Annotated in this window: 18 protein-coding genes, 1 other RNA gene and 2 pseudogenes; 7 read left to right on the top strand and 14 right to left on the bottom strand. The window is 69.6% G+C overall.

What is annotated here, in order from left to right; all coding sequences use genetic code 11:
* Nucleotides 1-25: 25 nt before the first annotated feature.
* Entirely contained in the window at nucleotides 26-4,414 is a 4,389-nt protein-coding gene (gene pglW, locus ACZ39I_RS03480; RefSeq protein ID WP_467242426.1) for a BREX system serine/threonine kinase PglW, read from the bottom strand.
* A gap of 383 nt (nucleotides 4,415-4,797) precedes the next feature.
* Here pglW and ACZ39I_RS03475 point away from each other — a divergent pair, with 383 nt between their 5' ends.
* Nucleotides 4,798-5,190 (top strand): DUF6221 family protein, encoded by a 393-nt coding sequence (locus tag ACZ39I_RS03475; RefSeq protein WP_467242423.1) that lies wholly within the window; start codon nucleotides 4,798-4,800, stop codon nucleotides 5,188-5,190.
* Between the two features lie 199 nt (nucleotides 5,191-5,389).
* Nucleotides 5,390-5,674: pseudogene (locus tag ACZ39I_RS03470) on the top strand (transposase family protein); the annotation flags it as partial.
* A 136-nt stretch (nucleotides 5,675-5,810) separates the two neighbouring features.
* Here the strand turns inward: ACZ39I_RS03470 and ACZ39I_RS03465 are convergent.
* The 7 genes and pseudogenes from ACZ39I_RS03465 to ACZ39I_RS03435 all read right to left on the bottom strand — a co-directional run bounded on the left by ACZ39I_RS03465 (nucleotide 5,811) and on the right by ACZ39I_RS03435 (nucleotide 14,232).
* Nucleotides 5,811-7,670, bottom strand: coding sequence for a DNA/RNA helicase domain-containing protein (locus tag ACZ39I_RS03465; RefSeq protein ID WP_467243310.1), 1,860 nt, complete (start codon nucleotides 7,668-7,670; stop codon nucleotides 5,811-5,813).
* A 56-nt stretch (nucleotides 7,671-7,726) separates the two neighbouring features.
* Nucleotides 7,727-8,788, bottom strand: coding sequence for a protein NO VEIN domain-containing protein (locus ACZ39I_RS03460; protein ID WP_467242420.1), 1,062 nt, complete (start codon nucleotides 8,786-8,788; stop codon nucleotides 7,727-7,729).
* 1,011 nt (nucleotides 8,789-9,799) lie between these two features.
* An RNA gene (gene rnpB, locus ACZ39I_RS03455) (RNase P RNA component class A) lies at nucleotides 9,800-10,217 on the bottom strand.
* Between the two features lie 178 nt (nucleotides 10,218-10,395).
* A pseudogene (locus ACZ39I_RS03450) lies at nucleotides 10,396-11,145 on the bottom strand (DMT family transporter); the annotation flags it as partial.
* 51 nt (nucleotides 11,146-11,196) lie between these two features.
* Entirely contained in the window at nucleotides 11,197-12,024 is an 828-nt protein-coding gene (locus ACZ39I_RS03445; protein WP_467242417.1) for a helix-turn-helix domain-containing protein, read from the bottom strand.
* Between the two features lie 48 nt (nucleotides 12,025-12,072).
* A complete protein-coding gene (locus ACZ39I_RS03440; protein ID WP_467242414.1) occupies nucleotides 12,073-12,651 on the bottom strand; it encodes a Uma2 family endonuclease in 579 nt (192 codons plus the stop codon).
* Between the two features lie 153 nt (nucleotides 12,652-12,804).
* A complete protein-coding gene (locus ACZ39I_RS03435; protein WP_467242411.1) occupies nucleotides 12,805-14,232 on the bottom strand; it encodes an RNB domain-containing ribonuclease in 1,428 nt (475 codons plus the stop codon).
* A 64-nt stretch (nucleotides 14,233-14,296) separates the two neighbouring features.
* On the opposite strand from ACZ39I_RS03435, the gene yaaA reads away from it, so the two are divergent.
* Together yaaA and ACZ39I_RS03425 are read left to right on the top strand one after the other, a co-directional pair.
* Complete coding sequence (yaaA, locus tag ACZ39I_RS03430) at nucleotides 14,297-15,079, top strand: peroxide stress protein YaaA (protein WP_467242408.1); 783 nt, start codon at nucleotides 14,297-14,299, stop codon at nucleotides 15,077-15,079.
* A gap of 74 nt (nucleotides 15,080-15,153) precedes the next feature.
* Nucleotides 15,154-15,780, top strand: a complete 627-nt coding sequence (locus ACZ39I_RS03425; RefSeq protein ID WP_467242404.1) for a bifunctional 4-hydroxy-2-oxoglutarate aldolase/2-dehydro-3-deoxy-phosphogluconate aldolase — start codon at nucleotides 15,154-15,156, stop codon at nucleotides 15,778-15,780.
* On the opposite strand, the gene ACZ39I_RS03420 is transcribed toward ACZ39I_RS03425, so the two are convergent.
* Genes ACZ39I_RS03420 through ACZ39I_RS03410 form a run of 3 tightly spaced genes read right to left on the bottom strand, consistent with a single transcriptional unit; the run spans nucleotide 15,763 to nucleotide 18,530 of the window.
* Nucleotides 15,763-16,938: a bifunctional RNase H/acid phosphatase gene (locus ACZ39I_RS03420; protein WP_467242402.1), complete on the bottom strand. Its 1,176-nt coding sequence runs from the start codon at nucleotides 16,936-16,938 to the stop codon at nucleotides 15,763-15,765. The genes ACZ39I_RS03425 and ACZ39I_RS03420 overlap by 18 nt on opposite strands.
* 12 nt (nucleotides 16,939-16,950) lie before the next feature.
* On the bottom strand, nucleotides 16,951-17,694 hold the full coding sequence (locus ACZ39I_RS03415; RefSeq protein WP_352384323.1) for a zinc ribbon domain-containing protein: 744 nt from the start codon (nucleotides 17,692-17,694) through the stop codon (nucleotides 16,951-16,953).
* The gene (locus tag ACZ39I_RS03410; protein WP_467242399.1) at nucleotides 17,691-18,530 is read right to left on the bottom strand and encodes a Nif3-like dinuclear metal center hexameric protein; all 840 of its coding nucleotides are present in this window, start codon (nucleotides 18,528-18,530) and stop codon (nucleotides 17,691-17,693) included. Before ACZ39I_RS03410 ends, ACZ39I_RS03415 begins: the two co-directional genes overlap by 4 nt.
* A 187-nt stretch (nucleotides 18,531-18,717) precedes the next feature.
* Between ACZ39I_RS03410 and ACZ39I_RS03405 the strand changes: the two genes are divergently transcribed.
* Nucleotides 18,718-20,157 (top strand): hypothetical protein, encoded by a 1,440-nt coding sequence (locus ACZ39I_RS03405; protein WP_467242396.1) that lies wholly within the window; start codon nucleotides 18,718-18,720, stop codon nucleotides 20,155-20,157.
* Nucleotides 20,158-20,253: 96 nt separating this feature from the next.
* Nucleotides 20,254-20,406 carry a hypothetical protein gene (locus tag ACZ39I_RS03400; RefSeq protein WP_467242393.1) on the top strand — a complete coding sequence of 51 codons (153 nt, stop codon included), beginning with the start codon at nucleotides 20,254-20,256 and terminating at the stop codon, nucleotides 20,404-20,406.
* Nucleotides 20,407-20,487: 81 nt separating this feature from the next.
* Here ACZ39I_RS03400 and ACZ39I_RS03395 read toward each other — a convergent pair whose 3' ends face one another.
* Genes ACZ39I_RS03395 through ACZ39I_RS03385 form a run of 3 tightly spaced genes read right to left on the bottom strand, consistent with a single transcriptional unit; the run spans nucleotide 20,488 to nucleotide 23,441 of the window.
* Nucleotides 20,488-21,432: a 3-oxoacyl-ACP reductase gene (locus ACZ39I_RS03395; protein ID WP_467243309.1), complete on the bottom strand. Its 945-nt coding sequence runs from the start codon at nucleotides 21,430-21,432 to the stop codon at nucleotides 20,488-20,490.
* A 15-nt stretch (nucleotides 21,433-21,447) separates the two neighbouring features.
* The gene (locus ACZ39I_RS03390) at nucleotides 21,448-22,524 is read right to left on the bottom strand and encodes a Zn-dependent alcohol dehydrogenase (protein WP_467242390.1); all 1,077 of its coding nucleotides are present in this window, start codon (nucleotides 22,522-22,524) and stop codon (nucleotides 21,448-21,450) included.
* 44 nt (nucleotides 22,525-22,568) lie between these two features.
* The gene (locus ACZ39I_RS03385) at nucleotides 22,569-23,441 is read right to left on the bottom strand and encodes a MaoC/PaaZ C-terminal domain-containing protein (protein ID WP_467242387.1); all 873 of its coding nucleotides are present in this window, start codon (nucleotides 23,439-23,441) and stop codon (nucleotides 22,569-22,571) included.
* A gap of 317 nt (nucleotides 23,442-23,758) precedes the next feature.
* Here ACZ39I_RS03385 and ACZ39I_RS03380 point away from each other — a divergent pair, with 317 nt between their 5' ends.
* Entirely contained in the window at nucleotides 23,759-25,126 is a 1,368-nt protein-coding gene (locus ACZ39I_RS03380) for a sensor histidine kinase (RefSeq protein ID WP_467243308.1), read from the top strand.
* Nucleotides 25,127-25,219: the final 93 nt, after the last annotated feature.

The following is a 25,219-nucleotide window of genomic DNA, read 5'->3' as shown; positions in this document are numbered from 1 at the left end:
GCACCCCTTGGCGGTGGGCGCGGGTCTAGGCCGCAGCCGCAGCCACCGCCGCCAGGAAGTCGCCGTCGAGGTACGCCCGTTCCCCGTCCCCGCCGATCACCTCGACCGTCCGCCCGTCCAGGTGAGGGACCTGCGTCCGCGTGTCCACGGGGCAGAGCAGCCACAGCCCGTGCGGGTCGTCGGCCGGTCGGCGAGCCGCCGTCTGCAGCCGGACCAGGAGGTCGTGACCGCCCTCGTCCCAGTACCGGGCGAGCAACCCCGCGTCATGCAGGAAGAGGACCGTACGCGGCGCTGCGGCCCGCTCCAGCAGGGCAGCCTCCAGACGCACCCACACCGCGCGTACGAACGAAGCCAGGCCCCGCTTGATGTGCCCCGGCGCGGAGCCCGCGTCGGCGCGCAGGACCTTCTCCCAGTCCTGCCCCTTCTCCGCCGCCAGCGCGCGGAACTCGGCGAGGAACTCCCGCCCCAGGTCGACACGTTCGATGGGGAACGCCGCGGCCACCGCCTCGGCGGCACCCGGCAGCCGGCTGCCCTTCACCGTCAGCGCGAGGAACCCACCGCGCTGCACGCAGGAGGCGAGCCTGGCACGGGTGGCGGCATGCGGATCCCCGTCCACCTCCGCGACCGCCGGGACGCCATGCCCGGGTGACAGGTAGCTGGTGCCCGTCCCGGTGGACGTCCACTGGCCGACCGCCTCCAGGGCCGGCGGGAAGAACCGCTCCAGCTTGGTGTCGTACCGGAGCTCGAAGCGCGCCTCCCGGAGCGGGTCCTCCAGCTCGACGTACGTCGGCTCCCGATCCCCGGAGAGCGCGTCGAGCACCGGGAACCGCGCGCGCAGCCTGGCCAGCAACTCGGCGACCGTGATGCCGCGGTCCCGTCGCACCCCCGCCCCTGCCTGCGAGATCCGCAGGGCGCGGTCCAGGCTGAGGTCACGGGGATACAGCTCAAGGCGCGGAGTGGCCTCGGTCCCCACGGCGACAGCGGCTGCGAGGGCGACCAACCGGGTGTCCGCGAGCGGGGCGAAGCCCTCCGGGGCGGGCACCGCACGCAGGTCGCGGACCACCGCGGCCCGCCCCGGCAGCGGCTCCTGACGTGCCAGACGTTCCGCCTCCGTCCCCAACTCGGCCGCATAGTCGGCCAGTTCGCGGGGGCTGGGGTCGTCTGTCCCGGGCAGCGACTCCCCAGCGATCAGTACGGTGTCTCCTCGCCGGTGCACGGCCAGGCGCGGCTCGTGCTGCTCCGCGCCCTCGCCGTCCCACAACTCGGCCTCGGTGGCGGCCCGTACGACGGCCAGCGCCCTCGCGAGCGTGCGTTCGGGCGTGTCGTCGCCCGCGCCGTGCCGGACGCGCAGCTCGGCGGCGGCCTCCTGGGCGGTCATGACTCGCCCGGCCGCCGTCACGATCTCGACGAGCTCGTCGCGCACCCGCCCCAGCCAGTCCACCTCGGCCCACTGCTTGATCTCGACGCGGTGATGACGGGAGACCGGCGGCTGCTTGATCTTGAGGTGGTCGGCGACGCGGGCCTGGACCGGCCAGGGGCCCAACGGCGACAGCCCGCCCTCCTCGGGCGGCAGGCCCAGCGTGAGCCGGACCACGGACGCACGGTGGGAACCCTTGCGACCGGGCTCAGGGGTGAGCCGGGCGGCCATATCGTCTATCGACAGGACCAGCGGCCCGTCCGTGTCGGAGTCGCCGTCCCTGCGCGCGGCCGGTACGGCAGGTCGGGCATCGGCCCCGCCGGGCTGCCGCAGGGCGACCGCCCACTGCTTGCGGCGCCGGTTGAGTTCCTTGCGTACCAGCGCACCGGCGCCCCGCGCCTTCGAGATCGCGTACGGCTGGACGTTGAGCAGTTCCCCCACCTTGGTGGCACCCAGCCCGTGCGCGACGGACACGGCCCGGGGTGACAGGCCCGCTGCCTCCAGCAGAGTCTCCGCGTCCGCGGCCTCCGCGGCGGCGTCGCGGGCCTCCTCGGCGTCTTCGGCCTGGGTGCCGACCGTGGCCGGGGTGGTGGCCGGCTTGGTCGCGTCGGCCGCCCGGAACACCTCGCGCCACTCGTCGTGCATCTGCCGCAACGTGTCGAAGCGGTGCTCGGTATCGCGGTGCAACGCCCGTCGGAAGAAGGACGTGAGGCCGTCGCTGAGGGCCGGCTCGAACAACTCCGAGGCGATGTACAGCTCGGCTGACTCGTTGGTGAGCGGGTCCACCTGTCCGTCGCCCCACATGGGGCGCTCTCCGCCGGCCATCTCGTGCAGGGTGACGGCCGCCGCGTACCGCTCGGCGTGGTCGTCGTAGTACGGGCGCCGCAGGGAACCGAGGAACGGGTCGAGGTAGCCGCGCGTGCCCGCCTTGATGTCACGCTCGGAGGCGTCGGCGAGGGAGAAGTCGAACAGCTTCAGACGCCAGATGCGGTCCTTGCTGTGGTGGATACCGAAGTTGTCGGGCTTCAGGTCGCGGTGCAGGACTCCGTTGGCGGCCAGCTGGTCCATCGCCCTGAAAAGGTCGTCGCCGAAGCGCTCCAGCTCGTGGTAGGTCAGCTTGCCCTTGCCGCGGAGCCGGGCACCCAGGGACTGCTCACCGGCGTACTCGAGCTGCAGGACGGTCCGTCCACCGATCTCGCGCAGCCCCTCGCCCCGCAGCTGCACGATCGCTCCGCCGCCCACCTCCTTGAGGACGCCCGCCTCGGCACGCAGCCGTTCCGCTTTCTGCTCGTCCAGGGCGACCTTGAAGACCCACTCGTCGATCTGTACGTGACCGTCCTCGTCCTCGACCGCACGCTCCACGAGAAGGGCGCGGGCCGTGGCGCCGGTGCCGAGGACACGCCGTACGGACCATTCCGCGTCGAGCGACTGGCCGGGTAGTGCCTCCAGCGGGTCGACGCCGACGGCGGTGGGCGCCTCCGGCAGCACGCTGGCACGTTCTGCCCTGTCCAGCAGGTCGAGGAACTCTTCGGCTGAGCCGAGGCGTTCGTTGACGTCGGAGCGAGTCGCCTTGAAGACCAGCTCGTCGAGCGCGTCCGAGAAGCCGTCGGCGACCGCGTACAGATGCAGGCCCGAGTCGGTGCGCAGCCGCTCACTCAGGGCACTTCGCTGCGTGGCGGGAGGCTGGCCGGTGAGGATCAGATACGCGACCGCGCCGAGCCCGAACATGTCCAGATCGGCCGGATCGGCGTACGGCTGGTCGGTCTCGGGGGCGAGATAGAGGCGGGCCGCGTCCTCGATAAGAGCGGCGTCGAGCGCTGAGCCGCCGATGGACCGGAAGAAGGTGGCGTTGCTGTCGAAGTCACGGGCCGCTGTCTGCCAGTCGGTGATGCGCAGTTCGGGGCGCGTCCCGTCGGAGCGGAAGGAGACGTAGACGGAACTGGCCGCCAGGGCCCGGTGGTAGAGGGCGCGATTGTGCGCGTAGCGGACCGCTTCGGCGAGCTGCCGTACGAGATCGAGGCGGATCTCGGGGGTGAGCTTGCCACCGTAGGTGGCCAGATACTGGTCAAGCCGGAGGTCCGTGTGCTTGTGACGGAAGAGGATCGCCGGTCCGCCTTGGTGCTCCCGGATCTCGACGGCCTCGACGATCCCGCGGTGCGTGATGCCCTGCAGTACCTGGTACTCACGGCGGGCCGCGCGATCGGTCGACTTCTTCGCCGCCTCGGTGGCCATGTGGCCGACCAGGTAAATGCGGACGCGGCCCTCCTCCTGGACAAGTCCGTCGTCGCGCGTTGCCAGGCGGTCCTCCCAGGACTGCCCGCGGTCCAGGGGATGCGGCTGCAGTTTCCAGGCGTCGCCGAACCGGAGATGGGCCGTGGACTGCTGCACGCCGATGGCCTTCAGCAGACGCGGCAGAGTGTCCCGGGAGAAGTCGGGCGTGATGCGACGGTCGGGGCGATCCGGCGGCAGCCCGAGGAACTCCTGCCAGATGCGCTTCAGACCGGTACGGCGGTCGTCGCGCCCGTAAACCTTGACTCTCTGGACATCGTCAAGATGGCTCTCGAGGTCCGGAGCCGAGAGGAAAATCGCCGGTTCCACGCGTGGCACGGAGCGCTCGGGGATGCCCAACTTGCGCGCCGCCCAAAGGAGTCTGCTCTTGAGGTCCTTCGACTTGGCGTCGTTGAAGTGGAGCGGGTTGTTGATCGTCCTGGTGCGGTCGGAGCCTCGGAAGTTCCAGGTGGATCCGTTGTTCTCCAGCCGCCCTGGATGGCTCTTGATCTCGACCAGGTACAAACCCGCGGGCACCGCGATCAGCAGGTCGCACTCGTTGATACGGCCCGACTGCGCTGTGAAGGAGAACGTGGCCCAGGCACGATAAGGCTCGGCGGCAGGCATCAGGCGACGTACATGGTCGAGAGCATCCTGCTCCCAGGGGTACGGCGATGGCCGATCCTGGAACCACTGCTGCGCCGGACGCGGCGGTCCGGGCTTGGGCACCGGACGCGATCCTGCTGCCGTCACCGTCCGACCTCCGCTGTCCGCTTCTCGCCTTGTTCACGGCGAAATCCCCTGGCCGACTTTACCGTGCCCCACCGACAGGCCGGATCCGTCTTGTTTCACGGCTCGGTCATGGCAAGGACGGTGGGATGCTGCTGGGCAGGAATGACGGCCGTCGGCAGGGGTGCCGCCAGTCCGACACCACGACCCGGCCCCGCGAGCGCCGATGGGTTGCGACTTCGAACGCCTCCCTCAACGGCACAGGACCCTCGGGCGTTGCACCCCCTATACCACCTCACCTGCGTCACACAGTGGCCCACGCTGAAAAAGCTCACGGACTGTGGTGGATGATGGCCTCTCAACGCCGAATAGGGGGTAATGCGATGAGAGACGACGAATTCGCGGCCATGATGCAGTTCCTCTGGGCCCGTCTTCACGAGGACGAAACCGCGGCTCGCGCACTGAAGCCCGGCAAGAACCAGGATGCGGCAAAGTTGCAGGCCCAGGTCCTCGCCGACGTCGAGGCGAAGCGCCGGCTCATGGACTGGGTGGAGGAGTTCCCGCGGAGGGTGGCGGACAACGAGGAGCGCGTCCTCTGGAAGAGGGCGGCAGGGAAGTTGTGGGCCGGACTCTCGCGGGATTTCCGTAGCCCGGTGATCCACGCACTCGTTGCGGCGTACGACGGCCATCGCGACTTCCACCCTGCGTGGCGGCTGGTCGAGGTCGAGGATGAGTACGAGCCACGTGAGGGCACCCCGATGGCTCGCACTGCGTGACCCGCAGGAGACCGAGGGCCCGTGACGATGAGGAGCGCCATGAGCCCGAGGTGGCGCCAGGAAGGGCTGAAACGGCACGCTTTGACGAGACCTCGACGGTCTCGACGCGACGCTCAGGGGCCTCCCGAAGGACCTGAGGCAGGCCTTGGGGCTACGGCCTGGGGAACGAGGAGACGGCCCGGATGCTTGCCCTGGAGGCAAGATCGTCCGGATCTGCAGCGACAAGGCGTCCCGATCCTCACTGACCGTGGCTACACGGGCGCTGGCCCCCGGGGCACCTCGGCAAGCCGCAGACGCCCACCCGGCGGTGAACTCACCCCCACGCAGCGCACCCTCAACCGCGCCCTCACCCAGGTACGAGCGCCTGTCGAACGTGGCATGGCACGACTGACGTTTCTGCCAGATCTTCCGCCGATCCCGCATCGGCCCCAAACCGCATGACCGTCGCCGCCAGGCCGTCCTCACCCTGGAGAGGCGACGCTGAAAACGCTCGCTGAGAACCGTTTGTCCTCGAACGGCAAAAACCCTCGCGCTTGCCGCTGCCGGGACTATGCGCAGGTAGGCGTCGCCTGGCTCCTAGTCGGCACCGGCGAACCAAGTGGAAGGCGAAGGTTGCCCACTCATGGGCCCTGCTCTATTCCAGTCGGGACCAGGCTAGCCAGCATGGCCTGAGTCTCGGGATCGGTTGAGTAAAGTACGGTACCGACCATCCCCCGCGTGAGTAGCACTTTGTAGGTATTTCGAATAAGGCGACCGAAGGCTCCTGGCTCCGCCTTTTTCACGGCGTGGTCTTTGCTCTCTCCAGGAACAGCACGCCACTCATTTCCGCGCCACACTAAGTCGGGACCGAAGATCATTCCGTTCCAGGCGTACTCGAATCCTTGGGCCGTGTAAATGCACCCGATCTGCCCGAAGCCTGACGGATCAGTGGCCCACAGCGAGGAAACGGGTGCCCCTCCTACAGGTTGCTCACCTCTGAGGTTCCAGGGCCTGCGCCATTCCCCAATAGCCACGTCATCGACGAGGCTGCCGTCAATTCGCGGATCGCTCCACGGCCAGCAGAATCCTGCCGTCATGCGAGAGGTATAGCCGGATTCCTGCCGACCGCGTAGGTAGCTCTCCATGGCCTGGGGCGATTCGGCGACGAGCAACTCGAAATCTGCCTCGGGCTGCCACTGAATCGGACCACCGGATTCAAGGCCGAGGAGACGGAGGACCCAATGTTCGTAGGCACGGCTTCCGCCGCACCGGAACTGGCTGTTGAGATCGACATGGCGAACAATGCACCCGCGCGCGTGAGCAGCCTCGTCGATGGTCTCGACACTTCCCATCTCCCCGGGCCTCACGACCTGATGCTCGTCGATCAGGAAGACGGGGACCCTGGCTGCGTCGATGAGTTCCTCCACTTGGCTTCGACCGCTCCGATGCCCGGCGTAAGCGCCCTGCCTCGACGACCGCTGGCGAATGCGGTGGGCTTCATCACAGATCAAGACGTCCAGCCCGTTTCGTTCAGCACTTGTGAAGTCGAAGAAATAACGGAAGAGCTTTGGAATTCGGCCGTTCTTAGCACCGACGACATGCCGAAGAGTCGTAGTGAAGGACTTGGACCCGGTGGCGTGGACAACACTTCGCCCGTTCCTCCCAAGGTGTCCCATCAGATGCAGCGCAATGATGCTTTTACCCGAACCAGGGCCCCCGGATATCACTATGACTTCCTTTTGGTCCGACTGTCGCGACAGGTCCGCCGCCCGCTTCACCAAACGGGCCGCCACCTCTTGCTCATCCATCAGGAGGAACTCACCGCCATCGATTATCTCGGCAGCAGCGGCACGCATTAGTTGACGGCCGGGAGCACGGGGGCTACCCAGGAGATAATCAGCCTCTACCGAACCATCCAGGGCAGAAAGGCGGGTCTGTAGATACTTAATAAGTTCTCCGCGGGATGTATCCGTGAAGAGTTGCGCCTTCACGTCGGGCACTCTTAACAGTTCACTGACATCTTGATCGGCTGCGTAGTGCAGATAGGCCACGCCCGCGACGGCGTCCTCTTGATCACTCAGCACATTGGTGAAATCCTGCAGGTAGTCGCAGTAGCGGCGCACCTGGGCCACGGGATGCAGAGCCGGCCGATTGCCCATTCTCGCTACTAGACATAAATTGTCAGTGCCAGGAACGAGGCGCGCTTCGCTCCACTGCTTGAGTTCGACGATGACGTAGGACGGTCTGCCCGTCGCGGGGTGGGAGCCAGCAAGGATGATGTCCGCGCGAAGGCTGGTGAGGGGTAATCGGTGCTCTATCAGCACCTCGACGTCATCAAGCCCTGCATCGCACAGAACCTCTGCCAGGGCCGGGATGCTGTTCTCCCACGAGCGGCGTTCACTGGGCGAAGGGCTCTGGAAGAGCGCCGAGCGGTACTTCTGGGCGAGCCGCTCAGAGAGGGCTCCGTCACTGCATTGATCGAACAGCGCGCGTGCGGACATGCGAAGAAGAGGCACGGAAGATCTCCGTAAGGGCGGTGGACTCGAAGGCAAGGGGGCTAGCGGGGGCTTGCTCCCGGAACCCCTGAAGGTGCATCTCGGCAGTCAGCGAGCGGTAGGCGGTACTCGAAGCTCCTGGGCCTCAGGTCCTCCTCAGCCGGCGTCCAGTCATGGAGGTGCGACACCCTGCCGCCACTCGCTGTGTACTTGTCGATCCGCAAGTCCACCTTGATGTCACTGACCACAAATAGGTCCACGGTGTTCTGCGGGTCCCGGGCATGCTCGACCTCGTTAATCGTCAGGTCGACGCTCGTTGCCGCTCCCGTTGTGCCCTTCACCTCTACGCGACGCTCTTCCCTGTCACGGGTGCAGTGGAGGTCGTACGGCTTGCCAAGGCGTTCGACCGTCCAGCCCTCCCCCTCGTAGTGAGCGACTGCCATGTCCTCCGCGTGCAGTTCAATGGCTTTGCGCTTCTTGGGGTCGGAGACGAAGCCCGCTCCATTGGAGGGCCGCTTCGGTGGCTTGGGCGGCTTCACCTGCTCCGCGGTGAAGCCGGGCGCGCGATTCAGAGCCACCGTCTGCTCTTCCGACCAGTTCGCTGGAATCCCGGCCGCATCGAGCAACGGCTGCGGATCCATGTCGACGACCATGCCTACGCCTCGTTGAGTCCCCGAAACACGTATGGCGTCACTGGCGGCCATTCCAAGCGGTCCGTCCTCATCGAGACGGACGTCGTGGAGTACAGCCAACGGCTCGATGCCGAAGCGCACCGGGTACTTGATGGCATTCTCGGCTTCCTCGTCCGGCCAGTGAGGGGCCTCTGCCTCGTAGAAGTTCTCACGTACTTCGAACAGGTACAGAGTGATCTTCTTGGTACTCCATACGTCGAGTTGTACGCGCGGACCGACTCCCGTGGCCAGCACGGCGAAGCGCGGGCGCGCGGACCGGTACTCGGGCCTCCACACAGGGAACCCCCACGACCGGGTTTCGATCCCGTACTGCAGGTTGCGCTGGTTTCCGGTCGATTGGCCTACGTGGACCATCACGAACGAGGCGGTCCGCGAGAGACCGTGGAGGGGAGCAGGATCGTCGCCCTTGCGGCTGTCCTCGTGCCTCGCCAAGTGCCTTCCTCCGTGACCGCCTACCTCTGCGCCGATCCCAAACGATCGACTGAGCCCATGACCATGCCACACGGCAGTAAGATTTTCATACAACTAAAGCCAACGGTAGGCGAGTTGGCAGCACAAATCAGACACCGGACGGGAGGACGCCTCAGCGCTCTACCCCGACCTGCTCAAGGCGCGCTACTCAAAATGGCGCCCCGCATCCACACACGCCCAGTGCCTCAGACCCCGAAGACGGATCACGCCCACCTGCTGGGCAGTGTTAGGGCTGTCCTGACAAACGAGGTGCACACCTTCGCCGACGACGACGGCTCTTCGCGGACCCCATGACCAGACCCAGCAGCGACTCCAGCGCCAGAAGTGCTTGTCGCAGCCAATGGTCATAATCAGCAAGGGTCCGGCCGAGGCCGCTGTCCGGGCCGTTCCCTGTCCCTGCGAGTGCGACCTGATCGTCGGCAGGGAGAACGGCTCCGCCATGCAAGCCCTGCCGCCGCATCTGAAGCGGTCCCTGACGCGGGATCAGTGCTCCGAGGTGGCCGCCAACTACGAGTTCACCGTCGCTACCAATGTCCTGGTTTACTTACGCGCCCCCGGCCAGCCCCCTGACAACGCGGCTCCAACGAGAACACGAACGAGCTGCTGCGACAGTACTTCTCCAAGAGCACCGAAATGTCCACCCACACCCGCGCGGGCCTCGGCGCCTCGCTGTCAAACGGAGAGTCGCCCATGCAAGACGCTGGGCTGGGAAACTCCAGCCGCACCCCCTCTGTCTAGACTGCTCGCTGCCTGACCCACCGACTACTTGTTGCGCGATCACTGGAATTCGCCGAGTTCCCCCTGGGGCCCAGTGCCGGTACTCATCGAGCCCGCCGTCCAGCAGCATGCCCCAGTGCACAACGCGTGCACACTTGCGCGGAACTCCAGAGAACTCGCGGGTAGAGGCGGAAACCACCCGAACACAACAGAGGGCCCTGACCATGCCATAAGACCAGGTCAAAGCTCTGTTGGCAGACGAGTCGGGCTGTACGCCGGGTTCTGTTCCGAGGGGGCCTCACGGCCCCCTCGGCGACGGCCATCCATCTAGGGCCGATGTTGCCATCGGCCTCGTGCGGTCTACCCACGGACTCGGGCGGGCAGCCCTCGAACGTCCGCGCAGGAGCCCTTTCCTATCCTTGGAAGGAACTCCCTTTTGACCTTGCTCCGGGTGGGGTTTACCTAGCTGCTCAGGTCGCCCTGGGCACTGGTGGTCTCTTACACCACCGTTTCACCCTTACCGAGGACCGAAGTCCCCGGCGGTTTGTTTTCTGTGGCACTTTCCCGCGGGTCACCCCGGGTGGCCGTTAGCCATCACCCTGCCCTGTGGAGCCCGGACGTTCCTCGGGAAGCCCTCCAAGAGGGGACTTCACGCGGCCGTCCGCCCGGCTCGTCTGCCGTGTCGACCATGTTACCGGGCGCACGCCCCGCCTCTGTCCGGCCGGGGCCCCGCCCGCGGCCTCGCCCCTCGGGGGACCCGGCGCCGGGGAAGTGGCGGCCCCGGACGCGGTCGCCAGTACCGAGCCCGCCAGGATCAGGGTGAAGGCCACGACGATGGTCGCCGTCAGTGGCTCGGACAGGAAGATCGCGCCCGCTGCCACCGCTACCGCCGGATTGACGTACGTGAAGACGGTTGCCCTCGTCGGGCCGGCCTCCTTGATCAGCTCCAGGAAGGCCACGAAGGCGACCGCTGTGCAGATCACGCCCAGGGTGGCCAGCGCGGCCAGGACCGAGGCGGAGGGCATCGCCGACGGCCAGGTCATCGCCGCCGCCGGGGCGTAGACCAGGGCCGCGAGGGCCAGGCAGGGGGCGATGAGCTGGAGGGTGGGGATGTTTTTGAGGTAGCGCGCTGCGATCAGGGGGGCCGTTGCGTAGCCGATCACCGTTATCAGCACCTCGGCCAGGGAGCGGGCGTCCCCGCCTGTCAGGTGCGGGACCGTGAGGACTCCTACGCCGGCCAGGCCCAGGCCGAGCCCGACAACGCGCCGCACTCCCAGCCTCTCCGTCTCGCCGAAGAAACGGGCCAGGGCCACTCCCACGATCGGGACGCCCGCGATCAGCAGGCCCGCTGTCGAGCTGGACAGGTGGCGTTCCGCGTCGGTCAGGGTCCACCACGGGCCGATGATCTCGATGCACGCGAAGGCCAGCATCGGGCGCCAGTGGGTTCGCACCGTGGCGGGCAGGCCGCCCTGCCGTATCGCGAAGGGCAGGAGCAGGGCCGCGCCCAGCGCACAGCGCGTGAACACCACCATCGACGGGGACAGCGGGGCGTCCACCGCCACCTTGATCAGCAGATAGGGGATGCCCCAGACCACTCCCATCAGGGAGAACAGAAACCAGCCGCGTGCAGTCATGCGCCCATCCTCGGCGCGTCAGCGGCCCGCGTCTTGAACGCTGTTGCGGTACGCCGCCGGGGTCACCCCGAGCACCTTGCGGAACCAGCGCGTCAGGTGTGCCTGGTCCGCGAAGCCCACCAGGCCCGCGACCTCGGCCGGCTTCAGGCCGGACTCCAGTAGTCCGCGGGCTCGGTGTACCCGGTGCTGCGCCAGCCAGGCGTACGGCGGTATCCCCATCGTCGTACGGAAGGCTCGGAGGAGTTGGTAGCGGGACAGGCCCAGAGCGGTGGCGAGTTCGGCGAGGGAGGGGGGTTCCAGGAGGTCGTCGGCCAGGCGGTCCCGTACCGCGTGGGCGATGTGGGCGGCGCCTGGCAGCGCATCGTCGGAAGCACGGGCCGTGGAGTGTCGGCGGGCCAGTGCCGTCAGCAGCCATGGGAGGCGGGACTCCGTCTCCAGCGGGTCGGGGCAGACGCTCAGTTCGGCGTGGGCGCGAATGAAGGCGGTGGCGAGTTCGGGGTCGTCCAGGAGGGGTTCGCGGAAGTACGGGAGGCCGCCGCCGAGGGTGCCTTCGGTGAGGAGGGAGGGGTCGGGGTACAGGGCGCGGTAGGCGTAGCCGCCGTCGGGGGCGGCGGGGCGACCTGTGTGCATTTCACCTGGGGCCAGTACGACGATGGAGCCCGGGCCCGGGCGGAGGTGGTCGCCCCGGTAGTCGATGACCTCGGAGCCGCCGACGCAGATGCCGATGCTGAACTGCTCGTGCGTGTGCGCGGCGTAGACGTGGCGGTCGAAGCGGGCGGTCAGGAGATCGAGCGGGGGGCCGCAACGGCCCAGCCGTGCCCTGGTCCACAGTGCCTCATCCGCCACGGTCCGTCCCCCTGTCCGTCCTGCTCAGAGGATGCAACGCCGCGGCGGTCAGAGAAAGTCCGCGGTCTCCAGGTCGAAGGCGAACGGTTCGGGGAGAGTGACTGGCTTGCCGAAGGGCCGGGTGCAGTGTCCGCGGTAGTCGTCCTTCTCCGGGTCGCCGAACAGCGTGACCGAGGCTGCGTCCCGGTCGACCAGAAGGTAGAGGGGAATGCCGCCGCGTGCGTAGCAGCGGCGCTTGGCCTCACGATCTGCCTGGGGCTTCGTGGACGCCACTTCCAAGACCATGGCGACACCGTTGCAACGCATCCAGGATCCGGCATGCGCGAAAAGGTCGAGGTCAAGGGGCGCGAACGTGACATCCGGAACCACGTGGTTCTTCGGACAGGCATCGCCGCTCTTCAGTAGGAGACCCTTGTTCCCGGAGAAGTCCATGTCCGTCCGGGACTGTTTGATCACTTGCCGCACGAGCCTGCTGATGTACTTCTCGTGCTCCCCGTCCGGCGGCGGCGTCACAACGATCTCCCCCTCGATCAGCTCCGCCCGGAAACCCTCCGGGGTGTCCAGGGCGAGAAAACCCTCCAGCAGGACCTCTTCCTGCGTGAGCGGCTCGTGGGCCATGGCAGTCATGTCACGCCCCTCCTTCTGTCGCTCGCCAGACTGGGACATCGGAAGATCACCTGCCCGAGAGATCGGGAACCGTTCCCTCGATCGTGGCACATGAAGATGAGCGACGTCAGTCACCGAGGCCGCCCCTCACCCGCCGGACCCACCACCCTGCGATCAAGCGGGCGCGAAGCGCACTTTCGAGGTTCCCGGATCCGACTGAACGACCTTCACCCTGAGGCGTTCGCCCAGCGACAGCGACAGACCCTCCCCGTCGATCCGGCCCATGACCGCCGGCGTCTCCAACTGCACGGTCCCCACCGTCGGTCGGTCTTCGTCGACGTCCACCACACAGCCGTCGAACACCTCCCCCACCCGGTCCTTCAGCAGGGCCGCCTCGACCAGGTCGACGCACTCCCGTTCCGCCTTGGCAGCGAGCCGACCGCCCTCGGTCATCTCGCGAGGCAGCGCATCGAGAGCGGCGAGCACCCACTCCGGCACCGGCTCCCCCGCCACCGCAGCCAGGCAGATCTCCGACGCGTACCTGTCGACCAGGCGCCGCAGCGGGGCCGTGCAGTGGGCGTAGGGGGCGGCGACCGCCGCATGGGTGGTGATGGCCGGCAGGACCCCGTCCCGAAACACCGTGTAGCCCGCGCCCCGCAGCAGGGTCGTGCACTCCTGGAGGAAGGCCGCGTGGTGGGGGATCCGCGGGTCCAGGGAACGCACCAGCGCCGCGTACGACACATGGTGTGGCCAGTCGATGTGCAGGGCATGCGCGGTGCGGCGCAACCGTCCCACCGCGCCGTCCGGTGCGGCGGGCAGGGTGCGGAGCACTCCCGTGCCGTGTCCGAGCATCAGGTCCGCCGCCGCCATGCCCGTGAGCAGGGAGATCTGGGCGTTCCAGCCGTCGGCGGGCAGCGGGGCGCGGTACGACAGTTCGTACGTGCCGTCCCGCTCGGCAATCTCCTGCTCGGGGATCCGCAGGGAGATCCCGCCGCGCTCGACCTCCAGCCGTTCCCGCAGCTCGCCGACGACGCGAAGCAACTCCAGCGGCTCCTCGGCCGTGCCGGAGTCGATCGCTCGCTGCACGCCCTCGTAATCCAGCTTGGCCCGGCTGCGGACCAGGGCCCGGCGGACGTCGGCCGCCGTCGTACGGCCTTCCGCGTCGAGGTCGATCGTCCACAGCGCGGCCGGGCGGACCTGGTCCGGGAGGAGGCTCGCGGCGCCCTCGCTCAGCACCGGCGGGTGGAGCGGAATGCGCGTGTCCGGGAAGTACAGGGTCATCACCCGCCGGTGCGCCTCCGCGTCGAGGGAGCCGCCCGGGACGACGAAGGCGGCGACATCCGCGATGGCGTACCGGAGGCGGTAGCCGGTGCCCTGCCGGGAGAGGTGCATGGCCTGGTCGAGGTCGGTGGAGGCGGGCGGGTCGATGGTGAAGAGGGGGATGTCGGTGGCGTCCTCGTACCCCTTCGGCACAGGCGCCGCCCGTTGCGCCTCCGCTGTCACCTCGGACGGGAAGTCCGACGGCACGTCGAGTTCGGTGCGCAGGGCGGCGAAGGCGGTCCGGAGCGAGGCGTCGGTCACGCGGATGCGACGGCGAGGCATACAGCGAGGGTAAGCAGATCGGGCCCCGTACGCTGTCCGGAGCTCAAACAGAAGGAGATGTTCCGTGCTTGTCCTGCTGCCTCCCTCCGAAGGCAAGGCGTCCTCCGGTCGTGGCGCCCCGCTGAAGCTGGAGTCGCTGTCGTTGCCGGGGCTCAACGAGAGCCGTGAGGCGGTCCTCGACGCACTCGTCGAGCTGTGCGCCGGGGACGAGCAGAAGGCGCGGGACGTGCTGGGGCTGAGTGAGGGGCTGGCCGGCGAGGTCGCGAAGAACGTCGAGCTGAGGACCGCGGGGGCACGGCCCGCCGGGGAGATCTACACGGGGGTGCTCTACGACGCCCTCGACCTGGCTTCTCTCGACGCGGCTGCGAAGAGGCGTGCGGGGCGTTCGCTGCTCGTGTTCTCGGGGCTGTGGGGAGCGGTCCGGGTGACGGACCGGATTCCGTCGTACCGCTGCTCGATGGGGGTGAAGCTGCCGGGGCTCGGGGCGCTGGGTGCGCACTGGCGCAAGCCGATGGCCTCCGTGCTCACCGAGGCCGCCGGGAACGGGCTCGTGCTCGACCTGCGGTCCTCCGCCTACGCGGCCGCGTGGAAGCCGAAGGGTGAGGTCGCGGGGCGGACGGCGAGCGTACGGGTGCTGCACGCGCCGACGCGGAAGGTCGTCAGCCACTTCAACAAGGCGACGAAGGGGCGGATGGTGCGGAGTCTGCTGGCGGCGGGGGTCTCGCCGAAGGGGCCGGCCGAGCTGGTGGAGGTGCTGCGGGAGCTGGGGTACGTGGTGGAGGCCGAGGCGCCTGCGAAGGCGGGGGCCGCCTGGACGCTGGATGTGCTGGTGGACGAGGTTCACTGAGCCTCCCCAAACAGTTGGTTGCAGCATGTGCAACGACCTTTGCGCATGCTGCACACTGCGGGCAGGATGACGCCATGGCCCCCTCGCTCCTGGACCTTGCCCCCGTCGTGCCCGTCGTCGTCATCGAGGACGCCTCCGACGCCGTGCCGCTCGCCCGGGCACTGGTCGCCGGCGGGCTGTCCGCGATCGAGGTGACCCTGCGGACGCCGGTCGCGCTGGACGCGATCCGGGCGATCGCCGGAGAGGTGCCAGAGGCTGTGGTCGGGGCCGGGACCGTCATCGCGCCGGAGCAGGTCAAGGACTCAGTGGCCGCCGGTGCGCGTTTTCTCGTCAGCCCGGGCTGGACGGACGTACTCCTGAAGGCGATGCGGGGGTCCGGGGTGCCGTTCCTGCCGGGGGTGTCGACGACCTCGGAGGTCGTGGCGCTGCTGGAGCGGGGAGTGCGGGAGATGAAGTTCTTCCCGGCCGAGGCCGCCGGCGGGACGGCGTATCTGAAGTCCCTGTCGGGGCCGTTGCCGCAGGCGCGGTTCTGTCCCACGGGAGGGATCGGGGCCGAGAACGCCCCCGAGTACCTGTCGCTGCCCAACGTCGGCTGCGTGGGCGGGACTTGGATGCTTCCGGCGGATGCGATCGCCGCGCGGGACTGGGCACGGGTAGAGGCGCTGGCCCGCGCGGCGACGGGGCTACGGGCGCAGGTGTGACGTGTCGTTCAGGAGCCGTACGCTCGCGTTGCCGTCGGCGTAGTACGCGACCACCGACATGGACGCCGCCGAGAGTTCCATGCGGAACAGGGACTCGGGTGGGGCGCCCAGCGCGAGGCGTACGAACGTCTTGATCGGGGTGACGTGGGTGACGAGCAGGACCGTACGGCCCGCGTAGGCGGCAACGAGCTTGTCCCTGGTCGCCGCGATCCGGGTCGCCGTGGCCGCGAAGCTTTCGCCGCCGCCGGTGGGTTCGGCCTCCGGGTCGGAGAGCCAGGTGGTGAGGTCGTCCGGGTAGCGCTCGCGCACCTCGCCGAAGGTGAGGCCCTCCCAGGCGCCGAAGTCGGTCTCGATCAGGCCGTCCTCGACGGTGACCTCGAGACCGAGCCGGTCGGCCACGGTCTCGGCGGTCTGCCGGGTACGGGTCAGCGGCGAGGCGAGGATGTGCTGGATCGTGCCTCGGCGGGCCAGCGCCGCCGCCGCGCGTTCCGCCTGTTCCCGGCCGATCTCGGAGAGGGCGGGATCGGTGCCGCCGCTGCCCGAGAACCGCTTTTGGGGGGTCAGGGGCGTCTCACCATGCCGCAGGAGGACGAAGGTGGCCGGAGCCCCCATGTCGGCGGGCGCCCACCCGGGGCTGGCGACCGCCTTGGCAGCACGCACATCAGCCTCAGCCTTGACCTCAGAAGCAGAAGCAGAAGCAGAAGCAGCGGAAGAAACAGCAGAAGACGACAGCTTCCGTACCGAACTCGCCGACGCCCCCGAGTCCATCGCCTCGTTCGCCAGCCGGTCCGCGTGCTTGTTCTGCTCCCTCGGGATCCACTCGTACGTCACCCGCTCCGGCGGAAAGACCCGCCCCGCCTCCAGAGCGAGCGGCTTCATGTCGGGGTGCTTGATCTTCCAGCGCCCCGACATCTGCTCGACGACCAGCTTGGAGTCCATGCGCACGTGGACGCGGGCCGAGGGATCGAGGTCGTGTGCGGCACGCAGGCCCGCCAGGAGTCCCCGGTACTCGGCGACGTTGTTGGTGACGATGCCGAGGTATTCGTACGTCTCGGCCAGCGTCTCCCCCGTCGCCGCGTCCCGCACCACGGAGCCGTAGCCGGCCGGCCCGGGGTTGCCCCGCGAGCCGCCGTCCGCCTCGACGATGAACTCCCGCACGCCGACGACCGCCTACAGACCCGACTCGGACGTGCGGACCAGGATGCGGCGGCAGTTCTCGCAGCGCACCACGGTGTCCGGCGCGGCCGCGCGGATCTCGTTGATGTCGGTGATGGCGAGCTCCTGGCGGCAGCCCTGGCAGGTGCGCTGGTACAGCTTGGCCGCGCCGATGCCGCCCTGCTGCGCGCGGAGCTTGTCGTAGAGCTTGAGGAGGTCGGCGGGGACGGAGGCCGCGATGACCTCGCGCTCCTTGGTCGCGGAGGCGATGTCGCCGTCGAGCGTCTGGAGGGCCGCGTCCCGGCGGGCGGTGGCGTCCTCGATCTTCGACTGGACGGAGGCGACCCGCTCGGTCAGTTCGGCCACCCGCTCCTGGGCGGACTCCAGGCGCTCCATGACCTCCAGGACGACGTCCTCGAGGTCGCCCTGGCGCTTGGCGAGGGAGGTGATCTCGCGCTGGAGGTTCTCCAGGTCCTTGGGCGAGGTCGCGGCCCCGGAGTCCAGGCGCTGCTGGTCGCGGGCGGCGCGCTGGCGGACCTGGTCCACGTCCTGCTCGGCCTTGGTCTGCTCGCGGGCGGTGTCGCTCGCCTCGGTCTGCGCGGCCACGAGCAGGTCGCGCAGCTGGGTGGCGTCCTTGGTGAGCGACTCGATCTCGGCGTGCTCGGGCAGCGACCGGCGCTTGTGGGCGAGCTGCTGGAGGCGGACGTCGAGGTCCTGGACGTCGAGGAGTCGGATCTGGTCGGCGGGCGCGGCGTTCAGTTGGGGGCTCCAGGTGAAGGGGAGTGGCTGGTCCAGGGGTCGGTGACCGTCTTGGAGACGTGCACGCGCAGGTTCCAGCCGTGGCGGTCGGAGATCTCGTCGAGCTGGGCGGCGGCCAGCTCGCACCAGGGCCACTCGGTGGCCCAGTGCGCCGCGTCGAGCAGCGCGAGAGGACTGTGGGCGCGGGCCTCGGATACGGGGTGGTGGCGCAGGTCCGAGGTGAGGAAGGCGTCGACGCCGGCCGCGCGGACCTGGTCGAAGAGGCTGTCGCCGGAGCCGCCGCTGACGGCGACCGTGCGGACGGTGGCCTCGGGGTCACCGGCGACGCGGATGCCCTGGGCGGTGGCCGGCAGGCGTGCGGCGGCTCGCACGGCGAGCTCGCGCACGGTCGTCGGCGGGTCCACCTCGCATACGCGGCCCAGCCCCCGGCGCCCTTCCGGGTCCGTGGGATCCGGCACCAGCGGCCCTACGACACGGAGGTCGAGCGCGCCGGCGAGCGCGTCCGAGACGCCCGGGTCGGCGGTGTCCGCGTTGGTGTGGGCCACGTGCAGCGCGATGTCGTTCTTGATGAGGGTGTGGACGACCCGGCCCTTGAAGTGCGAGGCCGCCACGGTGGTCGTACCGCGCAGGTAGAGGGGGTGGTGTGTGACCAGCAGGTCCGCGCCCAGCTTCACCGCCTCGTCGACGATCTCCTGGACCGGGTCGACGGCGAAGAGGACCCGCGTGACCTCCTGGTCGGGTTCGCCCACGACGGTGCCGACCGCGTCCCAGGACTCGGCCCGCTCGGCGGGCCACAGGTTCTCCAGCGCGGCGATGACTTCAGACAGACGGGGCACGGGGAAAGGCTACCTGCCTGGTCTGTCCCGCTGAACCCGCGCTGCCCACGGCTGTCCCGCTCAGCACAGTCGCCCCGGTTTCCTCAGGCGAATCGTTCCTGGGCCATCCCTTTGTGTGAAGCGGCGGCCCGCCCGTCCCACGACTGTGCGTGCGAAAACTAGTTTCGTCGCCGGAGGTGACCGGACGATGACGGCCTGTGCCATCGAACCTGCGGCGGCGAACGAGGAGAACGCCGAGCACGCGGACGGGGAGATCCCGCGGACGGAGGACGCGATCACCGAGGACGGGCAGACACCGCGGAGCGGGAACGACCGGCAGACACCGCGGAGCTGGAGCGACGCGCAGACGCCGGGGACCGGGAACGACGCGCAGACGCCGGAGACCGGGAACGGGATGACACCCCGGACCGGGAACGGGGTAACCCCGCGGGCGGGGTGTGTGATCACCGTCGACGGCTCCTACGCGGCCCGCCTCGCCGGGCACGGCGACTCCTGGTTCCCGGAGCGCTGGACCCTCGACGGCCCCGAGCCCTACGCGGTGCCGCTGCCCGGCAACCAGCCCGAGGAGCCCGGCACCGAGGTGCAGCCGATGGGCGACGGGCGGGTGCTGATCAGGCGGTTCGCGGACCGGCGGCACGCCTTCTCGCTGCTCTACCCGACCGGGCCGCAGACCGGCGAACTGCCGCTGGGCGCGGTCGAGTGCCCGGACGCGGGGACGGTCCTACGGCTGCTGCCGCCGGCGCCGGGCGGTGAGAAGGCGTACGCCCTCGCCGTGGGCCCGTACTCCAGTGCGGTGTGGCTGGTGGCGGGCGGTGCCTTCGGGCCGGAGCACCTCGCGGAGGTCCCGGGGCGCTGCTCGGGCGGGGTGTGGCTGGACCGGGCCGGGCGGATGCTGGCCCTGGACCGGGAGGCCGGCGGGCGGACCAAGGCGGTCGTGGTCGATCTGGAGCGGGGCGGGGAGGTGTCGCCGCTGCTGCAGATCGCCGACGGTAGCGACGACCGGCTGCTGCTGGCCGACCCGGACAGCGGGCTGCTGCTGATCTCCTCGGACGCGCCGTCGCCGGGGTGCGCGCGGCTGGGCTGGGGGGTGCTGGGCAGCACGCTGCCGGTGCGCTTCCCGGAGTGCCTGCGGGTGCCGGGCTGCGCGGTGACGCCGTTCGCGATCCAGCCGGGGCAGGTGCTGATGCCGGAGAGCTGCGGGGTGGCGCTGCGCGTCGACGGCTCGATGGGCAGCTGGCTGGGCGTGTGGCGGCCCGCCGCACGGCAGGTCCTGCATCTTCCGGCGCCCGAGGGGTGGTTGGCGGGTGCCGGGCTGTGGACCGAGGACGGGGAGCTGCTCCTGCCGTACGCCACGCCGACCGCGCCGTGCGGGGTGGCGCGGTGGGCGGCGGCATCGGGGAACGGGGCCCTCACAGGGGAAGCGGGGGGAACGGGGAGAACGGGGGACGCGGGGGCGTGGGGCGCGGGCCCGGAGGATCCGGAGGGCGGTGGCGGCGACGGCAGCAGTGGCCGTGGCGACGGTAGCGATACGGTCGCGCAGTCACCCGAACCGGGTCCTCCGGAGCCCGTCGTGGCACGCCCTGTGCCCCTGCAGCAAGCCCCGTTGGGCAGTCTTGTAACGAAGTAGTGCCGGTTGGTCCGGCCGCCTGGATTCGCCCTGTGGTGTGCCGGTTAAACTCCCCCCGCTGTAAGAAAGATCATGTTGACGGGGTGAATTACTTCCATGAGCGACGCCAGCAGGAACCAGTCGACCGCCGACGTCCAGGAGTCCACGGGCCACGGTAGGCACCGGGGTCCGGTCTCGGTCCAGGACAGCGACACGGCCCCCCGCGGCCGTCACCGCAAGTCGGCCGAGCAGACCGAGGCCGCGGCCTGAGGTCGGACGACGACACACGGCCCTGTTTTCCTTACGGGAGACAGGGCCGTTGCGCGTCTACTCCCGTTTTAGCCCCAGCACTTACTCCCGTTTGAGTCCCAGCACTTCGGCCGCCGCGAAGGTCTCCCCCGCCGGGCGCCGCGCGTAGTGGGGGGTGAGCAGGGCGTCCAGTTCGTCGTAGGTGAAGGTGTCCTGCTTGCTGTCGAACTTCGCCTGCACCCGCGGTCGTTCGACGATGGTGACCATCCCTCCGTGGACAACGAGCAGTTGGCCGTTGACGCGCTCGGCGGCGGGTGAGGCCAAGTAGCCGACGAGCGGGGCGACATGCTCGGGGGCGAGGGGGTCGAGTCCCGACTCGGGCCGCTCGAAGCCGGCTCCCGAGAAGACGTCCTCGGTCATCCGGGTGCGGGCGCGCGGGCAGATGGCGTTGGTGGTGACGCCGTACTTGGCGAGCGCGAGGGCCGTCGAGGTGGTGAGTCCGACGATCCCGCCTTTGGCCGCCGCGTAGTTGGGCTGTCCGGCGGACCCGGCGAGGAACGCCTCCGAGGAGGTGTTCACGATACGGCCGTACACCGGCCCGCCCGCCGCCTTGGACCGCTCGCGCCAGTGCGCGGACGCGAAGCGGGTCGTGTTGAAGTGGCCCTTGAGGTGGACCCGGATCACCGCGTCCCACTCGCCCTCGGTCATGGAGAAGATCATGCGGTCGCGCAGGATGCCCGCGTTGTTGACGAGGATGTCGAGCTTGCCGAACTCCTCGATCGCCAACTCCACGAGTTCCCGCGCCTGTTGGTGGTCGGCCACGTCCCCGGTGTGGGCGACGGCCTGTCCGCCCGCGGCCCGGATCTCCTCGGCGACCTGCTCGGCGGGGCCCGCGGATGCCTCGCCGGAACCGTCCCGGCCGGGCTGTCCGAAGTCGTTGACGACCACGGCCGCGCCGAGCCGGGCCAGCTCCAGCGCCTCGGCGCGGCCAAGACCCCGGCCGGCGCCGGTGACGATCGCCGCGAGCCCGTCGAGTGGCAGTGGCAGGGTCATCGCGGGCCCTCAGATCTCGATGCAGGTACGGAGTGAGGTCCCCGAGCGCATCTGGTCCAGCGCCTCGTTGATCTCGCTCAGCGGCACCCGGTGGGTGATCAGGCCGTCCAGGTCGACGCGGCCGGCCCGCCAAAGGGCGATGGTCCGCTCGTAGGAGCGCAGGACGTCCCCGCCGCCGTACAGGGACGGCAGGATGCGCTTCTCGTCGAAGAACAGCTCGAACATGTTGAGCTGGAGGTTGTCGTCCATGGCGCCCGCGCCGACGATCACGAGGGTGCCGCCGCGCCGGGTGGTCTCGTACGCCGTCCTGGCGGTCGCGGACTTGCCGACGACCTCGAAGACGTAGTCGAAGCCCTCGCCCGCGGTCACCTGCTGTTTGGCGTCGGCCAGTTCGTCCGGGGGGACGGCCCGGGTGGCGCCGAACTTCAGGGCGGCCTCGCGGCGGGAGGCGACCGGGTCGACGGCGACGATCTCCGCGGCGCCCTTGAGGCGGGCGCCCTGGACGGCGGAGATGCCGACGCCGCCGCAGCCGATGACGGCGACCGAGGAACCGGCTTCCACGTCCGCGGTGTTGAGCGCGGCGCCGAGCCCGGTGGTGACCCCGCAGCCGATGAGCGCCGCGATGTCGAAGGGCACGTCGTCGGGAATCGGCACCGCGCAGCCCGCGTCGACGACGACCTCCTCGGTGAAGGTGCCGGTGCCCGCGAAGCCGAACACATCGCCGCCCGGGCGCCGGAAGTTGGGGGTGCCGGCGTTCATGAAGCCGGCCAGACACAGTTCGGTCTGGCCCCGCTTGCAGGCGGGACAGACGCCGCAGGCCGGCAGCCAGCAGACGACGACCCGGTCGCCCGCCTTCAAGTGGCTGACGCCTTCACCGACTTCGACGATCTCTCCCGCGCCTTCGTGTCCGGGCACGAAGGGCGCCGGCTGCGGGAGGACCCCGGCCATCGCGGACAGGTCCGAGTGGCACAGTCCGGTGGCCCGTATCCGGATCCGCACCCTGCCGGGTCCGAAGCCCACCGCCTCGACGTCATCGAGGACCTCGAGCTTTTCCTGGCCGATCTCGTGCAGTACGGCTGCGCGCATGGTGCGGGCTCCCCTCGTACGGCGTTCTGGGTTCAGGAGTGTTCTCAGTGGTCGACGACGGTGTCGGCGAGGACGGGCGCGTCGTCGCGCTCCACGGCGGTGACGGCGACCCGGGTGGACCGCGGGGTGTGCCACATACGGATCCGCAGGGTCTCCCCTGGGTACACGACCCCGGCGAACCGGGTGACGTACGACCGCACCCGGGTCACGTCCCCGCCGAGCAGCGTGTCGACGACCGCCTTGAGCGTGATGCCGTAGGTGCACAGCCCGTGCAGGATGGGCCTCTCGAACCCGGCGACCTTGGCGAACTCCGGGTCGGCGTGCAGCGGGTTCCAGTCGCCGGACAGGCGGTAGAGCAGGGCCTGGTCCTCGCGGACGGGGCGCTCCACGGTCCGGTCGGGTTCGCCGGCAGGGGGTTCGAGGCGGGCGGAGGGTCCCCGGTCGCCGCCCCAGCCGCCCTCTCCCCGTACGAAGATCTGGGCGTCGTTGGTCCACAACGGGCCCTCGGTGTCGGCGACTTCGGTCCGCAGGACCAGGACGGCCGCCTTGCCCTTGTCGTACACGGCGGCGATGCGGTGGGTGGCGGTCGCGGTGCCCTGGGCGGGGAGCGGGCGGTGGACGATCAGTGACTGGCCGCCGTGCAAAACCTTGGCGAGGTCGACGTCGATGCCGGGCATGGACAGTCCGCTGATCACTCCCGGCGATCCCGAGCCTGCCACCGTGGCGAAGCTCGGCAGGACGTGCAGCCGGGATTCGAGGGTGTAGCGCAGTTCGTCGGGGTCGGTGGCGGGGCTGGGTTTGTCGGGATGCGAGCCCGCCCCGATGCCGAGGTGGTAGAGCTGGACGTCCTTGGTGTTCCAGGAGATCTCGCCGGTCCGGGGTTCGGCGGCGAGGGCCTTGGCTGCGTCGATGGGCATACGGCTCCTGACAGGGGCTCGGTCAAGACCTCGATCAAGACCTCGGTACGGCCGTCCGCACCGTCGGCCGCACCGAGGTCGTCGCGGGCCGACCTAGAACGCGTTCCAGTCCGGCGCCCTCTGTATAGCCGAGCCCACCGCACTTGTGAAGGCTCCTGACGGTGTGTCAGGTGAGTGTCGGGTGGGCTCCCCGGCTTCCGGCGCCGTGACATTTGTACTGCCCAAGTCCGTACACGCACACCTGCCGGGGGGACTCCGCGATCCGTAGCGTCTTGGGTATGACAACGGGAGACACGAGCGGGTTCGGGGGAACGGTCATGGTCTGGTCGCGCAAGCTCTCGCGCCGTATGGGCGAGGTCCGCGAGGGGGTCCGCGAGGCGCGGAGGCACCAGCGGGACTGGAAGGCGAACAAGGCACGCTGCAAGGCCGAGTACAAGGCCGCACAGGAGGCCGGAGAGGTCCACACGAAGGCGGGCCTGGGCAGCGGGTTCGGTCTGCTGCCGTGGCTGCTGCTGGGGATGGGCGCCTTCTCCAACCTCTTCCAGGGCGAGGCCGCGAACCCCTGGATCGGCGGCCTGGGGCTGCTCACGTTCAACTCGCTCTACGTCTACGTCGCCTTCCGCGCCTTCCACAAGGAGACCCGGGAGGCGGTCTCCACCCGAGTCGCCCTGGTGCTGATGGGACTGGTCACCTGCGGTCTGGCGATGGGGTACGGCGGCAACTGGCTGCTGTTCTTCCCCCTGCTCGGGCTCGCCACGGGCGCGGTCGTGCGGCTGCCGCACCTGCGGTGGGTGGGAGCCGTCGTGACCGTGGTCGCCGGCGCGGCCTCCGTCTTCCGCGACGGCTGGGGCGGACTCGACACCGCCTACGCCACCTGGATCTCCACGATGGTGACGGCCGCGATCCTGTCCCTGTCCGAAGCGGTACGGCAGTTGCGGGAGGCCCGCGAGGAACTGGCCCGGCGTGCGGTCGAGGAGGAACGGCTGCGGTTCTCCCGCGATCTGCACGATCTGCTCGGGCACACGCTGTCGGTGATCGTGGTGAAGTCGGAGGCGGCCCGGCGCCTCGCCTCCCGCGATCTGGACGCGGCGCTCGTCCAGGTCTGCGACATCGAATCGGTCGGCCGCCAGGCCCTCACCGAGATCCGCGAGGCGGTGACCGGCTACCGCGAGGGCAGCCTCAGCACGGACCTCGACCGGGCCGCCTCGGCCCTGCGCGCCGCGGGCATCGAGCCCGTCGTCCACCGCTCCGGTCACCCGCTCACCGCCCAGACCGAGGCCCTGCTGGGCTGGGTGGTCCGCGAGGCGGTGACCAACGCGGTCCGGCACAGCGGGGCGGAGCGCTGCGAGATCTCCGTGCGGGGCTCGGCGGAACGGGTGCGGCTGAGCATTCGGGACGACGGCCCGGGGGCGGCGACCACGGGGCCGAGCGTGGGTGAGCGCGCCGCCCCTGACGACGCCGGCACCGTGCATGACCCGGTCATCGGCGGCACCGGTCTCAAGGGGCTCACCGAGCGGCTGGCGGCGGCCGGTGGATGGTTGGAGGCAGGGCCGGGGCCACGGGGAGGGTTCGTGGTGCGGGCCGAATTGCCGGTCGAGTCGGTGGAACCGGTGCGAGCCGATGAGCCTGCGGGCGCGGGGGCGGGGGCCGCCGGCGTATCCCGGATCGGTGACGCGGCCCGGTGACGCGGCACGGGCCGCCGACTCCCCGTTTCCCCTGTGCACGCCACTCTTCAGTTCTCAAGGTTCCGGCGCGCCGTCCCCCTACTCTGGGGCCGT

It is taken from the genome of Streptomyces sp. NPDC024687, from assembly GCF_055559055.1.
The sequence above is the reverse complement of the archived record's forward strand: the minus strand, read 5'-3'. Positions and strand labels throughout refer to the sequence as shown.